Source organism: Ectopseudomonas alcaliphila (genome assembly GCF_900101755.1).
Classification (GTDB): Bacteria; Pseudomonadota; Gammaproteobacteria; order Pseudomonadales; family Pseudomonadaceae; genus Aquipseudomonas; species Aquipseudomonas alcaliphila.
In genome coordinates, this window is the sequence record NZ_FNAE01000001.1 from 1,354,931 (window position 1) to 1,368,453 (window position 13,523).

The following is a 13,523-nucleotide window of genomic DNA, read 5'->3' on the forward strand; positions in this document are numbered from 1 at the left end:
TATTGCCCGTCAGCCGGTTCCCAGAAACATGAGACGTACACTGTAGCCTTCTGGTCGCACAGGCTAAACCTCGGATGGGCGCGAACATTGGCCGCCTTGCCGGCACGTGAGGCAACAGAGTCAATTGCGCTTTGCCAACTGCCGCGTACAGTGACACGACTTTCGATTCGCCCGCAGGAGCCCTTCATGTCCGATCGTTATCTCGCTTTCGCCAACTCCTCCACCGGCCGCCGCCTGGTTGGCGCCCTCGGCCTGCCGGCGCCCGTGCGCCTGGAACGCTGGATGGCCGGCCGAGTGCGACCGGTTGACGGTGCCCTGTTGTTCGGCGGTGAAGGCGACCTGCTCAAGACCATTCAGCCCTTCGCCGGCAAGCTTACCGACCAACTCTTCGCCGCTCGCGACGGCCAGCTCGACCTGCCACGCTGGACCGCCGAACACGGCCCCAAACTCAAGGCGCTGGTATTCGACGCCAGCCACCTGACCCGCTTCGAGCAACTGATCGAGCTGCGCGACTTCTTCCAGCCCACCTTCAAGGGCCTGGCCAACAGCCCGCGCGTGGTGGTGCTGGGCCGCGCCCCCGAGTCGATCAAAGACCCTGTCGCGGCCAGCGTGCAGCGCTCACTGGAGGGGTTCACCCGCTCGCTGGGCAAGGAAATCCGTCGCGGCGGCAGCGTGCAGTTGCTCTATGTCGGCAAGGGGGGCGATCAGCAACTGGAAGGCGCGCTGCGCTTCTTCCTCTCGCCGAAAAGCGCCTACGTCTCCGGTCAGGTACTGCGTCTCGGCGCCTGCGACGAACAGGTCAGGGACTGGACCCGCCCGCTGGCCGGCAAGAGGGCGCTGGTCACCGGCGCCTCGCGGGGTATCGGCGCCGCCATTGCCGAAGTGCTCGCCCGTGACGGCGCCGAGGTGGTGCTGCTCGATGTGCCACAGGCTGCCGATGCGCTGCAGGCCCTGGCGGCGCGCCTGGGCGGGCGCGCGGTGACCCTGGATATCTGCGCCGACGACGCGCCGCAGCGCCTGGTCGAAGCCGTGACCGATGGCCTGGATATCGTCGTGCACAACGCCGGCATCACCCGCGACAAGACCCTGGCGAAGATGAGCGACGCCTTCTGGAATTCGGTGATCGACGTCAACCTCAAGGCGCCGCAGGTGCTGACCCAGGCGCTGCTGGACGCCGACAAGCTGCACGACAACGGGCGCGTGGTGCTGATCGCCTCGATCAGCGGCATCGCCGGCAACATGGGCCAGACCAACTACGCGGTGAGCAAGGCCGGCGTGATCGGCCTGGCTCAGGCCTGGGCGCCGGCACTGGCCAAGAAAGGCATCAGCATCAACGCGGTGGCGCCGGGCTTCATCGAAACCCAGATGACTGCCGCCATTCCACTGGGCATCCGCGAAGCCGGGCGACGCATGAACTCCATGAGCCAGGGCGGCCTGCCGCAGGACGTCGCCGAGGCCGTGGCCTGGTTCGCCCAGCCGGGCTCGGGCGCAGTGACCGCGCAGGTGCTGCGCGTGTGCGGGCAGAGCCTGCTGGGCGCCTGAGACCGTTGCGCTGGTGGGCTGGTGGGCTGAAGCGGATCGCCGCCCGGCCCACCCTACTGCCTGGACGCATGATGTTAGGTGCGAACGACGCACCCTACGACTTCACATCTTGCCGCGCTTGCGAAACTCCACCGGTGTTTCCCCGACCCAGCGCTTGAACGCGCGGTAAAAGGTGCTCGGCTCGGAGAAGCCGGTACGCTCGACTATCACTTCGATACGCTCATCGGTCTTGAGCAACAGCTCCTTGGCCAGGCGACAGCGGTAATCGGTGATCAGGTCGTTGAAGCGCACACCGGCCATGGCCAGTCGCTCGCGCAAGCGCCGCGCCGGCATGTTCAGGCGACCGGCCACCTGCTCCAGGGTGGCACCGCCATCGACCAGCAACTCGGCGATCAGCTCGCGCACCTGGCGCACCAGATCCAGCCGCTCGACTTCCGCCAATTGCCGCCGCGCCAGCGACTCGTGCATGCGCAGCAATTCCGGCGCGGCATGGCGCGAGGCCTTGTCCAGCACCGCAGCGTCGAACAGCAGCGCGCAATCCTCGGCACCCAGCCGCACCGGGCAACCGTAGACCGCCTGGTAGCGCTCAGCGGGTGCGCCCTCGGCATGCATGAAGCGCACCTCTCGCGGGCGAAAATCGTTTTCGGTCAAGGCCGCGAACAGACGGATCACCGCGCCCGCCAGCATCTCGGGGAAATGACGCGGCGTATCGGCCTCCAGGCCCAACGTCAGCACGGCTACCTCGCCGTCCACATCAAGGCGCGCATTGAGGGTGTCGGAGAGCAGGCGCACGTAGCGCAGCGCATGACGCAGACCCGCGCCAAAGGTTTCGCTGGAGAGAAACAGGTATTCCAGAAGCAGGCCATGGAAAGCAGGCAGATGCTGGGCCAGGTACAGCCCGACGTGCTCCTCGCCGCATTCATCGCTGGCGGCCTTCCAGAACGCTGCTTGTGCAGCATGGGGAAAGCGGCCGGCCGGAAGCCCGCCGGGAGGCAGGCCAACACGCACCAGCACACGGTCAGGATCGACCCCGCTGGCACGCAGGGCATCGATTACCGGGCGCATCAGCGCCACATCGTCGGTCAGATCACGCATGATTCCTGCTGTTCTTCTTATTCGTGAGCGTTATTCGTGAACCGCGCCATCTTAGGGGCAGCGAGCCGCCGCGCGCAAACCGCGTAACAGACGGATTGACTACCCTGCGCAAGCTCGGGGCAGAACAGCCAATGCCAGCATGGGTCTGAGGGTTAAGCTGCAGACATTCACTCGCCAAGGAGTTCGCCAATGGCCATCGACTGGCTCGATCTCGATGCACCACCTGCCCTGCCTGGTCTGTTCCTGCGCGCAGCCCTGCGCCGCAAGGTGACTGGCCGCCAGCTACCCAACCTCGGCCTGCGCTGCCGCGTGGACGTGGAGCCGAAACACCTGGCGCGCTATCGCCAGGTCTGCGCCATCGAAGACAGCCCGTACCTGCCGCCGGTATATCCGCACGTGCTCGCGTTCGGCCTGCAGATGAAGTTGCTCACCGACCGCCGCTTTCCCTTCCCGCTGCTGGGCCTGGTGCATTTGGAGAATCGTATCCGTGTACTGCGCCCACTGGGCGGGCTGGGACCGTTCCAGATCAGCGTGCAGGTCAACGACCTGCAAGCGCACGACAAGGGCGCCACCTTCAGCCTGGTCACCCGCCTGGAAGATCAGCTCGGCCTGCTCTGGGAAGGTGACAGCCGCATCCTCTGTCGCGCCCTGCGTCTTGAAGGGCAGCCGCAGCCACGTGCTGAGCAAGAACCGCTGGAGTTGGCGCCACTGCTCGACTGGGCCGCCCCTGCCGACACCGGGCGACGCTATGCGCGGGTGGCCGGCGACTACAACCCGATCCACCTGTCTGCCGTGACGGCACGGCTGTTCGGCTTCCCCCGCGCCATCGCCCACGGTCTGTGGAACAAGGCGCGCAGCCTGGCGGCGCTGCAGGCGCACCTGCCGCAGGCCGGCTACGAGGTGGAGGTGCGTTTTCAGAAGCCGGTGCTGCTGCCGACCCATGTCGCCCTGCTGGCCAGCGAGCCCGGCCCGAGCGGCCAGTTCCGCCTGATCGGCGAGAAGGACACGCCGCATATGGCCGGTAGCTGGCAGCCGTTGACTGTCTGACGTAGCCCGACGTTATCCGGGAGCTGATATCGAGAACATCCGCCCCGGATTGCATCCGGGCTACGGGCTATGCGTTTGCGTAGGAGCGAGCTCTGCTCGCGAATCTGGCCAGCGGAAAAGCTTCGCGAGCAGAGCTCGCTCCCACAAAAGTCTCTGCTCTGCCGACGCCTTCCCGCCAACGACTTGCGGTCGCCTCCGTTCGAGCCGAAGCTATGCGGCTCGACAGGAGCCGCACCATGAACATCGCTGCACTCACCGCCCGCATGCACGCCATTCGCGATCACAACGATTGGCGCCGTTACCAGAGCCCGAAGAACCTGGCCATGGCCGCCAGCGTGGAGATGGCCGAGCTGGTGGAAATCTTCCAGTGGTTGAGCGAAGAGCAGTCCCGCCAGTTGCCTCCCGAACAGCTCGCCCACGCCGGTCAGGAAGTGGCCGATGTGGTGCTCTATCTCCTGCAGCTGTGCAGTGAACTGGGCATCGACATGAATCAGGCGGTGCTCGACAAGCTCGCCGACAACGAACGGCGCTTCCTCAAATGAGCGACCGCCACTTCGACGAACTCGCGACCCGCTTCGCCGAGAAGATCTACGGCGGCGCCAAGGGTGCCATCCGCCTCGCCGTGCTGCAGGCCGACCTGGCCGAAACCCTGCCGGAGCGCCCACTGCGCGTGCTGGATGTCGGTGCCGGTCTCGGTCACATGAGCCTGTGGCTGGCCCAGCGCGGCCACCAGGTCACCCTGGCCGAGCCCGCCGAACCCATGCTCGAAGGGGCACGCCAGCGCTTCGCCGAAGCCGGACAGCACGCCACGTTCATTCAAGCGCCCTGGCAGGAACTGCTCGGCCAGCTGCAGGAGCCTTTCGATCTGGTGCTGTGCCATGCCGTGCTGGAATGGCTGGCCGAGCCGGCAGCCATCCTGCCGGTGCTACACCAACTGACTTCCAAGGACGGCTGGCTGTCGCTGGCGTTCTACAACAAGGACGCGCTGATCTACCGCAACCTGCTCAAGGGCCATTTTCGCAAGCTGCGCAAGGAACGCTTCGCCGGCGAAAAGCAAAGCCTGACCCCACAGCAACCGGTCGACCCACGCCAACTGGCCACGCAACTTGGCGCGTACTGGCAGGTCGAAAGCCGTAGCGGCGTGCGTGTTTTCCATGACTACATGCCGCAGGAATTCCAGGCCAGGGCCGAGCTGATCGACCTGCTGGAAATGGAGCTGGCGCATCGACGCCACCCGAGTTTCACCGGCCTGGGTCGCTACCTGCACTGGATCTGCCGACCCATCTGAGCGCGTTGGACGAAGCCGGCAGTCCGGCGTAGCCTGAAGCCATCGGGGATATCGCGCGCGACCACGGAGACGACCATGCGCACCGCCATAGCCATATTCATCCTGCCGCTGCTGGCCGCCTGCCAGAGCCCGAACCCCTATCAGGCCGAGTCGTTGCCGATGCCACCGGCACCACCCGAAGCGGCCACCACCTTCGACCGCAGCGCCTACCCGGCCGCACCGCGCGACTACGGCCGCTACCGCAGCTGGAGTTGGCTGGATGGCCGTGCGCCAGGCGGTGATCAGCTGGCCGACAGCGTCAGCGCCGGCCTCGACCAGTACGGTCTGCGTCCGGCACTCGATGGCCCTGGCGACGTGCTGGTCAACGCCCGCATCAGCCAGGAAACCCGCCTGCGCCAATATCAGGACAACGTCGGTGGCTACTACGGCACCGGCAGCCACTGGGACCGCCGCTACGGCGCCTACGGTAGCGTCCCTATCGTGCGCACCTACGAACAGAAAGTGGCCGTGGTGCGCATCGAACTGATCGACCCACGCGACCGCCAGGTGGTCTGGTCAGGCAGCGGCGAAGCCGTGGCCGGCAAGGACCAGGCGGCGCAGGCCGACGCCATGCGCGCGGCCATCCGCAGCGCGCTGGACGGCTATCCCCCCTATTGATCGACTGCCCTGGAGAGCATCATGCGTAACCTGTCCTACCTGATCCTGGCCCTGCTGCTGAGTGGCTGCGCCAGCGTCAGCCTGGAGCGCGACTTCGACCCCAGTCGTGATTTCGCCGCCTACCGCACCTGGAGCTGGATGGACGACAAGCTCGCCTATCAACCCAATGACGCCCGCCTGAAAAGCGATATCACCGAGGCGCGCATCAGCCAGGCCGTGACCGAGCAGCTCGACCAGCGAGGCCTGCGCCAGGCGGCCGATGGCCAGGGCGACCTCAAGGTGCAAAGCGTGCTGATCGTCGACGAGCGCCAGGACCAGATCACCACCCAATACGGCGGCGGCTGGGGTGGCTATTGGGGCGGTTACTGGGGCGGCCCGGCCTTCACCGAAACCCGCCGGGTCGACTACAAGGTCGCCACCCTGCAGATCGATCTGTACGACGCCAAGGACGGCAAACTGGTCTGGCGCGGCAGCGGCGAGCAGATCATGCGCAGCCAGCCACCCACACCCGCTGAACGCGAACGCGCGATCCGCGAAACCGTCACCCAGGTGCTCTCGCAATATCCACCGCGCTGAACAAGGACCCTCCGGTTTGAACGCCAACCTGCAACACCGCCCGGCCACGGCCAGCGACCTCGGTGACGTGGTCGCTTTCCCACAGAACCTCGATGAATTGTTCTTCTGTTACCCGAAAGCCATCTGGCCGCTGAACGTCGGACAGCTCGCCGCCGCCATCGCCGAGCGGCGCGAAAGCACCGTGGTGGAACTTGATGGGAAGGTCGCCGGCTTCGCCAATTTCTACCAGTGGCAGCACGGCGAATTCTGCGCCCTGGGCAACCTGATGGTGGCGCCCTGGGCGCGCAGTCAGGGCGTCGCTCAGTACCTGGTGGAGGTGATGGAGAAGATCGCCCGCGAGCGCTACAAGGCGCCACTGATGAAGGTGTCCTGCTTCAACGCCAATGCAGGCGGGCTGCTGCTCTATGCCCGCCTGGGCTACCAGGCCGTCGGCATCGTCGAACGCCGCGCCCCGGATGGTAGCCGCGTGGCGCTGGTGCAACTGGAAAAAGCCCTGCCGTAACGCCCTCGCCCGTCACCCGATTGTCCTCTCTGGAGTTACCCATGAACCACATCAGCGGCTGGTTGCTGGCCCTGCCCTTTCTCGCCGGCGCCGTGCTGCCTCTGCAGGCGGGCATCAACGGCCAGCTCGCCCGCCAGCTTTCCAGCGTTTTCGCCGCCGCATTGATCTCCTTCGCCGTCGGCAGCCTGGCGCTGCTGCTGATGACCCTGAGCCAGCGCGAGATGCCTGGTCTCGGTGCGCTCAAGGGACTTACCTGGTGGCACTGGAGCGGTGGCCTGCTCGGTGCCTTCTTCATCGCCACAGCGGCCTTCGCCGGGCCGCGGGTCGGCGCACTGCTGTTCATGGTGCTGGTGATCGCCGGACAACTGGCCATGGCCATCACGCTCGATCATTTCGGCTGGGCCGGTTTTCGCGAAGCGCCGATCACCTTTGGCAAGGTGGCGGGCCTGCTGCTGATCGTCGCCGGCATCTGGATGATTCGCCGCGGCTGACAAGCGGCGGCAAATACTGGCAAATGGACATCCTCGCGCTCACGAAAAGGCGCTATGCTCAGGCAAGCAGCTTCTGTGATCACAAAAAAAGCCTCCTGGAGAAGGCTCTGACGTCGCCTGCGACGGCCCGGAGGTGGCCGCCAGCGGTGGCAGGCCGAACACGATGACCGACGCCGAAGTACCGCGCCAGCCCAATACCTTCGCCCTGTGGCGTGAGGTGGATGACACCCGCATCCGCACGCGTCTGGGGAGCTTCTTCTATGTCCTCGCCTGGCTGCTGACCTGGGTATTCAGCGCGGCACCGGGCAGCCTGATGGTCAGCGGCGTGCTGGGCAGCGCAGTGTTCGCCGTACTCCTGGCAGCGCGCCTGCTGCACCGTCCCGATGACCTCGACAGCCCTGAACAGTTGCAGCGCTGGCTGGATCGTCACTGGGGCCTGATCCTCCTGACCTCGTTGTGCTGGGGCCAGGCCCACGCGCTGGCGCTATACAATGACAACTACAACGACTCGGAAATGATCGCCACCCTGGCCACGGTGGCCTTCAGCACGGCAATGACCTTCAACTTCGCCATGCGCCGTGGCCGCGCCCTGTTGGCACTGGCCCTGCTCTACCTGCCGGGCCTGGCGGTGATGGCCCTGAACTGGCAGCAACAGCATGCGATGCTGATCACCCTGACCGTCTACCTCAGCTATCTGGTGCTGGTGCTCGGCCGTAATCATCGTGAATACCGCGCCACCCTCGATCTGGAATTGAAGCTGCTGGAGCAGCAGAGCCAGCTCGATCTGCTCAGCCGCACCGACAGCCTGACCCAGCTGGGCAACCGCTATCAGTTCAACAACCTGTTCCCCAGCCTGGTGGCCAATGCGGTGCGCCAGGGCGAGCCACTGTCGCTGGTACTGATGGATATCGACTTCTTCAAGAAGGTCAACGATGAACATGGCCATGCCGGTGGCGATGCCTGCCTGAGCGCGTTCGCCGAACGCATGCGCAAGGTGTTTCGCCGCGATGCCGACGCGCTGCTGCGCCTGGGTGGCGAAGAATTCGGAGTGCTGCTGCCGGGCACCTCCCTGGCACAGGCCTGGGAGCTGGCCGAACACTTTCGCCAGGAACTGGAAGCGGAAGGCCTGCAGCTGACCGGTCAGCGCGTGGAGCTGACCACCAGCCTCGGCGTCGGCTGTTTCAGCAGCCGTCAGGACGGCAACGCCGACGCCTTCTTCAGACGCGTCGACGGCGCGCTGTATCGTGCCAAGCGCGAAGGCCGCAACCGCCTGGTTGCAGCTGAGCACTGAGAACGGAGCTCAGGATTACAGCCTGAACTTGCCCATCTGCCCGGCCAGATCATCGGCCAGACGACTAAGGGTCTGGCAATCCTCACGACAGGCGCGCACCTCTCCGGCGGTGGCGTGCGCCAGGTCGGCGATGCCTTGCACGTTGCGGTTGATCTCCTCGGTCACCGAGCTCTGCTCTTCGGTCGCCGCTGCCACCTGGGTGTTCATGTCACTGATGCGCTCGATCTGCCCGGTGATGGCGCCGAGCGACTGCCCGGTGCGCTGACTGGATTCGACGCCGGTACCGGTGGCCGATTGCCCCGCGTGCATGGAGCTGACGGCCGTTTCCGCGCCCTGCTTGAGGCGTTGAATCATCTGCTGGATTTCGTCGGTCGACGCCTGGGTGCGGCTGGCCAGGGTGCGCACTTCGTCTGCCACCACAGCAAAACCACGCCCCATCTCCCCGGCGCGCGCGGCCTCGATGGCGGCGTTAAGCGCCAGCAGGTTGGTCTGCTCGGAGATACCGCGAATCACCGCCAACACCTGATCGATGGAAGCGACCTGCTCGGCCAACTCGGCCACCGCACCCGCTGCGCTGCCGATATCGGCGGACATCCGCTCGATATGGGCGATGGATTGGCCCACCACCTGACGCGCGCTCTGCGCTTCTTCACGTGCGCTGTGCGAGGACTGCGCGGCGTTGCTGGCATTGCGCGCGATCTCCTGCACGGTCAGGCCCATCTCGTGCACGGCAGTGGCCACCATGTCGGTCATTTCCTGCTGCTGACCGGCGCGCCCTGCGGTGTTCTCCACCACCCGCGCCACCTGGCCGACCGCCGTGCGCAAACGCTCGCTGGTAGCCAGTACATCGCCGATCAGATCGCGCTGACTGGCGAGAAAACGGTTGAAGCCACGCGCCAGGTCGCCCAGCTCGTCGGCTCGCGATTCATCCAGACGCCGCGTCAGGTCACCGCCACCGCCACCGATTTCCACCAGCGCCAGTGTCACCTGACGAATCGGTCGCACCAGGCCACGCGCCAGCAGCACCACCAGGCCGAGGAACAACAGCGCCACGGCCACACCGATCAGGCTGGTCATCAGCAGCGCCTGACGGGCCTCGGCGTAGACTTCGGCCTCGGGCACTTCGCTGACCAGCAGCCAGTCGATGCTGGCGAACTTCTGCGCCACGGCGAGAAAGGTCTCGCCATCGCGTTCGAAGCGCACCGCTCGGCTGTCGCCGGCGAGTACCTGGCGGCTGGCATCGGCGCCGAAGAGTTCGCCGAGCTTGCCGCTACCGCTCAGTTGCGAACGCGGGTGCACCTTGACGTTGCCCTGGCTGTCGATCAGAAACACCTGACCACGCTCGCCGAAACGGAATTCGCTGATCATCTTCGACATGTCTGCCAGGTTGTAGCCCAGCCCTGACACGCCGAGGGTCTTGCCTTCGCGCTTGATGCGCTGGTTGATGAACAGCGTGGGCAGCCGCGTGGTCTTGTCGATGTCGATTTCCAGCACCCGGTCACGGTCGCTGTCGACCAGGCGATAGAACCACTGGTTCTCCGCCTGGCTGCGATCGAGGGTGCGCATCAGCCCTTCACCGGTGGTGTAGTTGCCACTGGCCAGAGCGACGATGGAGGTGGTCATGGCGTTCTGCTGGGCGCGCACGCCTTCCAGGTAGCGAGCAAATTCGTCACGCCGGGAAGCATCCTCGCCAGCGGTCAGCCAGTCCTGCACCAGGCTGTTCTCGGCAATCGAGGCGTTGGCGGTGATTGGCGCAGTCAGCACCCGCTCCAGGTCATTGCGGATCGCCAGCACCCGCGCGGGCAGCGCTTCTTCGATCAGGTAGCGCTCGGTCAGGCGATTGACCACCGCAGAGTAGATGCCGACGACTATCAGAATGCTGGCCAACAGGGCGGCGCCCATGCTGAGGATCAATTGCCACTGAATACTGCGTTGCCAGAGGCGCATGGAGGCTTCTCCCGGTGGTGGTTTGGAGTTTGACCAGGCAATTGGATACAAAAATGTACACAAATTGCAAATCGGTTACCGCCAGATTTCATATCGGCGCGTCACCACCAGGTTTTATTCGCCGCAGACCGGAGGATTTGCAGTGATGGTCAGGGCTCAGACCAGAGCGGTCGGCGCCCGCATACCACCAGCGAGTCGCGTCAGGGCCCTACGCTGAATTCCAGACGAGCGGTCTGACCACCTTCGTCGAGCACGCTCAGTTGATGCCTGCCGCTGTCGAAGACATGGTTGAAGGGCGCATCCAGCGCAGTGTCACCAAGCGGCCGGCCATCGAGGAACCACCAGCGCCGGCCACTGCCGCCCAGTGCCGACAGGCTGAGCCTTAGTGGTTCGTGACTGCCCTGCGGCCGACGCAAACGATCGCCATTGCGTACGCCGACAATGGAAAGCGGTGCCACCTGATTGCTACGGGGTGGCGGGCAGCTTGGATCGACGCTCGGCAAACGTGCCGCGCGCCGTTCACGACGTGGCAGCCAGGGCTCCAATGGAGCCGGCCACAGGGCCAGCTCCCGCGTCTCGGCCCCCGCGCAACCGGGCCCGACACGGTGTCCTTCGGCATTGACCCAATAACGCTCGCGCAAACCGCTACCCAGGGGCTGATCAGCTGCCAGCAGCGTCGGTGGCGTGGTGCCCTCCAGTGTCCAGGCGAAGCGCAGGCGCCGGCAGTTGGGGTCGTCCTTGCTCATCGCCTGCCCCAACGGCCAACAGATGGCTGCCACGCCAACCTCGGCAGGCTGCAGGTCAGGCGGGGCGGCGATACCACGCTGGCTATCGCGATTGACCAGCAGATCGTGTACCTGCAGCAACAGCGGCGCAGCGGACGCCAGCCCGAACTGACCAGGCACCGGCGTACCATCCGGGCGACCGATCCAGATGCCGATCAGATGGCGCGGGCCGACGCCGATGGCCCAGGCATCGCGAAAGCCGTAGCTGGTGCCGGTCTTCCAGGCCAGGGTCGGACGCTGCGCCAGGTAGGCACGCGGGTCGCGATCCGGGCGCGCCTGGCCACTGAGAATACGCCGGGTGATCCAGGCCGAGCCGGGCGACAGCAGACGCCGCTCGCGCAGCTCATCACTCGGCTGCAGACGAGGCTTGGCCGCCATGCCACCGCGGGCGAAAGCGCTGTAGCCCGCCACCAGCGACTCCAGGCGCGAGCCACCGCCACCGAGGATCAGCGCCAGGTTCGGCTCGGCCAGCGCCGGCAGGCGAATCGGCACACCGGCGCTGCGCAGCTCGCCGGCGAAGCGCTTCGGCCCGTAGGCTTCGAGCAGTTGCACGGCCGGCAGGTTGAGCGAGGTGGCCAGCGCCTCGCTGGCCGATACCGGGCCGATGAAGCCGGCAGCGAAGTTGCCGGGGCGGTAGTCGCCGTAGTGCCGCGGCACGTCCTGCAGCAGCGACTCGGAATGGATCAACCCAGCATCCAGGGCCATGCCGTAGAGAAAAGGCTTGAGCGTCGAGCCGGGCGAGCGCAGCGCGCGGACCATGTCGACGTGACCGAAGCGCGCGGTATCGCTGATATCCACCGAACCCAGATAAGCGCGCACGGCCATGCTTTCGTGCTCCACCACCAGGATCGCCGCCGAGGTGCGCTCCGGTAGTCGCGCCCGCCAGCCCAGCAGCAGATCTTCCAGGCGCAGCTGCAAACCGGCATCGAGGGTGGTGCGAATCAGCGGCGGGCTGCCGGCACGGTTCAAGCGTCGCGCCAACAAGGGTGCCAGGCTCGGCTCACGGCGCGGGGCGAGAAACACCGGTTCTTCCAGCGCTTCATCCACCTGTGCCTGCGGCCATACCTGAAACTCGCCCAGGCGCCGCAGCACCTTGTCACGCGCCGCCTGGGCCCGCTCGGGGTGACGGTCCGGGCGCAAGCGGCTGGGCGCCTGCGGCAGCACCGCGAGCAGTGCAGCATCGGCACGGGTCAGCTGGCTCGGCGGTTTGCCCAGGTAGCTCCAGCTGGCGGCAGCCACGCCCTGCAAGGTGCCGCCAAAAGGCGCGCGATTGAGGTACAGGGTGAGGATTTCATCCTTGGACAGGTGCCACTCCAGCTGCGCCGTGCGCCACAGCTGCTTGAGTTTGCCAGGCAGGTCACGGCCATGCGGATCGAGCAGCCGCGCCACCTGCATCGACAGCGTACTGCCGCCGGACACCACACGCCCGCCAGTGAGGTTCTGCCAGGCCGCACGGCCCAGCGCCAGCGGGTTGATGCCGGGGTGCTGGCGAAACCAGCGGTCTTCGTACGTCAGCAGCGCTTCCAGGTAATAGGGCGAGACCTCATCCGGCGTCACCGGATAACGCCATACACCGTCACGATCAGCGAAGCGCCAGAGCGGCGTACCGTCTTCGGCCAGCACGACGCGAGCCAGATCGTCTTCGGGCAGAGGCAGCGGGAAGAGGCGGTCGGCTAGCCAGAGCAGGAATAGCGGAAGCAGGAGGATAAGGAGCCAGCGGCGGGTTAGGCGGGGCATGCAAGGCCCTCTCCCCCAGCCCCTCTCCCATAAATGGGCAAGAGGAGCGGATCAGCATTTTGCCAAGACTTGCGGTGACGCTCACAAACCGTCTTGCTCGCCGATTTCAAGGCGAATCTGCTCAAGCACAGCCTCCGTTTCTGCCAGTACCTGATGATTCCAGAAACGCAGAACACGATAACCTCGACTCTCCAGATAACGTCCACGATGTTGGTCGTAGTCGGTCTGCTGCTGATGTTGACCACCGTCCAACTCGATGACCAGCCAGCGTTCGGTGCAGATGAAATCGACGATGTAAGGGCCAATGGGTTTCTGCCGTTTGAACTTCAGGCCTAGGAAACGGTGAGCGCGCAGGTAATACCAGAGCCGTTGCTCGGCATCGGTCATCTCGTGCCTAAGGCGTTTGGCGTTGTCGAGTAAGGTCATGGTTCCTCCTTGAACCTTTTTTGCCCTCTCCCCAACCCTCTCCCATAAATGGGAGAGGGAGCTTGTCCGTGCAATGTCTAAGGGCCGCGCGCCGATGTGCTCCCCTCTCCCGCTTGCGGGAGAGGGGCTGGGGGAGAGG

At 65.6% G+C, this 13,523-nt stretch carries 13 protein-coding genes; 9 read left to right on the forward strand and 4 right to left on the reverse strand.

What is annotated here, in order from left to right:
• Positions 1-186: 186 nt before the first annotated feature.
• On the forward strand, positions 187-1,542 hold the full coding sequence (locus tag BLR77_RS06475; protein WP_074676064.1) for a 3-oxoacyl-ACP reductase: 1,356 nt from the start codon (positions 187-189) through the stop codon (positions 1,540-1,542).
• A gap of 102 nt (positions 1,543-1,644) precedes the next feature.
• Here the strand turns inward: BLR77_RS06475 and BLR77_RS06480 are convergent, their stop codons facing one another.
• Positions 1,645-2,637 carry an AraC family transcriptional regulator gene (locus tag BLR77_RS06480; RefSeq protein ID WP_074676065.1) on the reverse strand — a complete coding sequence of 331 codons (993 nt, stop codon included), beginning with the start codon at positions 2,635-2,637 and terminating at the stop codon, positions 1,645-1,647.
• 189 nt (positions 2,638-2,826) lie between these two features.
• On the opposite strand from BLR77_RS06480, the gene BLR77_RS06485 reads away from it, so the two are divergent.
• From BLR77_RS06485 to BLR77_RS06520, 8 genes are all read left to right on the forward strand, one after another.
• A complete protein-coding gene (locus BLR77_RS06485) occupies positions 2,827-3,684 on the forward strand; it encodes a MaoC family dehydratase (RefSeq protein WP_074676067.1) in 858 nt (285 codons plus the stop codon).
• A 236-nt stretch (positions 3,685-3,920) separates the two neighbouring features.
• A complete protein-coding gene (locus BLR77_RS06490; protein ID WP_074676069.1) occupies positions 3,921-4,226 on the forward strand; it encodes a nucleotide pyrophosphohydrolase in 306 nt (101 codons plus the stop codon).
• On the forward strand, positions 4,223-4,972 hold the full coding sequence (locus BLR77_RS06495; RefSeq protein ID WP_074676070.1) for a methyltransferase domain-containing protein: 750 nt from the start codon (positions 4,223-4,225) through the stop codon (positions 4,970-4,972). The genes BLR77_RS06490 and BLR77_RS06495 overlap by 4 nt, the downstream gene beginning before the upstream one ends.
• 75 nt (positions 4,973-5,047) lie before the next feature.
• The gene (locus tag BLR77_RS06500) at positions 5,048-5,629 is read left to right on the forward strand and encodes a DUF4136 domain-containing protein (protein ID WP_074676072.1); all 582 of its coding nucleotides are present in this window, start codon (positions 5,048-5,050) and stop codon (positions 5,627-5,629) included.
• An 18-nt stretch (positions 5,630-5,647) separates the two neighbouring features.
• On the forward strand, positions 5,648-6,205 hold the full coding sequence (locus BLR77_RS06505; RefSeq protein WP_238380553.1) for a DUF4136 domain-containing protein: 558 nt from the start codon (positions 5,648-5,650) through the stop codon (positions 6,203-6,205).
• 16 nt (positions 6,206-6,221) lie between these two features.
• Positions 6,222-6,707, forward strand: a complete 486-nt coding sequence (locus BLR77_RS06510; RefSeq protein ID WP_074676083.1) for a GNAT family N-acetyltransferase — start codon at positions 6,222-6,224, stop codon at positions 6,705-6,707.
• Between the two features lie 41 nt (positions 6,708-6,748).
• Positions 6,749-7,198 carry a DMT family transporter gene (locus BLR77_RS06515; protein ID WP_074676084.1) on the forward strand — a complete coding sequence of 150 codons (450 nt, stop codon included), beginning with the start codon at positions 6,749-6,751 and terminating at the stop codon, positions 7,196-7,198.
• 163 nt (positions 7,199-7,361) lie between these two features.
• Positions 7,362-8,489: a GGDEF domain-containing protein gene (locus BLR77_RS06520; RefSeq protein WP_074676086.1), complete on the forward strand. Its 1,128-nt coding sequence runs from the start codon at positions 7,362-7,364 to the stop codon at positions 8,487-8,489.
• Between the two features lie 15 nt (positions 8,490-8,504).
• On the opposite strand, the gene BLR77_RS06525 is transcribed toward BLR77_RS06520, so the two are convergent.
• From BLR77_RS06525 to BLR77_RS06535, 3 genes are all read right to left on the reverse strand, one after another.
• On the reverse strand, positions 8,505-10,436 hold the full coding sequence (locus BLR77_RS06525; RefSeq protein ID WP_074676088.1) for a methyl-accepting chemotaxis protein: 1,932 nt from the start codon (positions 10,434-10,436) through the stop codon (positions 8,505-8,507).
• A 200-nt stretch (positions 10,437-10,636) separates the two neighbouring features.
• Positions 10,637-12,958 (reverse strand): peptidoglycan glycosyltransferase PbpC, encoded by a 2,322-nt coding sequence (gene pbpC / locus BLR77_RS06530; protein WP_074676089.1) that lies wholly within the window; start codon positions 12,956-12,958, stop codon positions 10,637-10,639.
• 81 nt (positions 12,959-13,039) lie between these two features.
• The gene (locus BLR77_RS06535; protein WP_074676091.1) at positions 13,040-13,384 is read right to left on the reverse strand and encodes an endonuclease domain-containing protein; all 345 of its coding nucleotides are present in this window, start codon (positions 13,382-13,384) and stop codon (positions 13,040-13,042) included.
• Between the last annotated feature and the right edge of the window lie 139 nt (positions 13,385-13,523).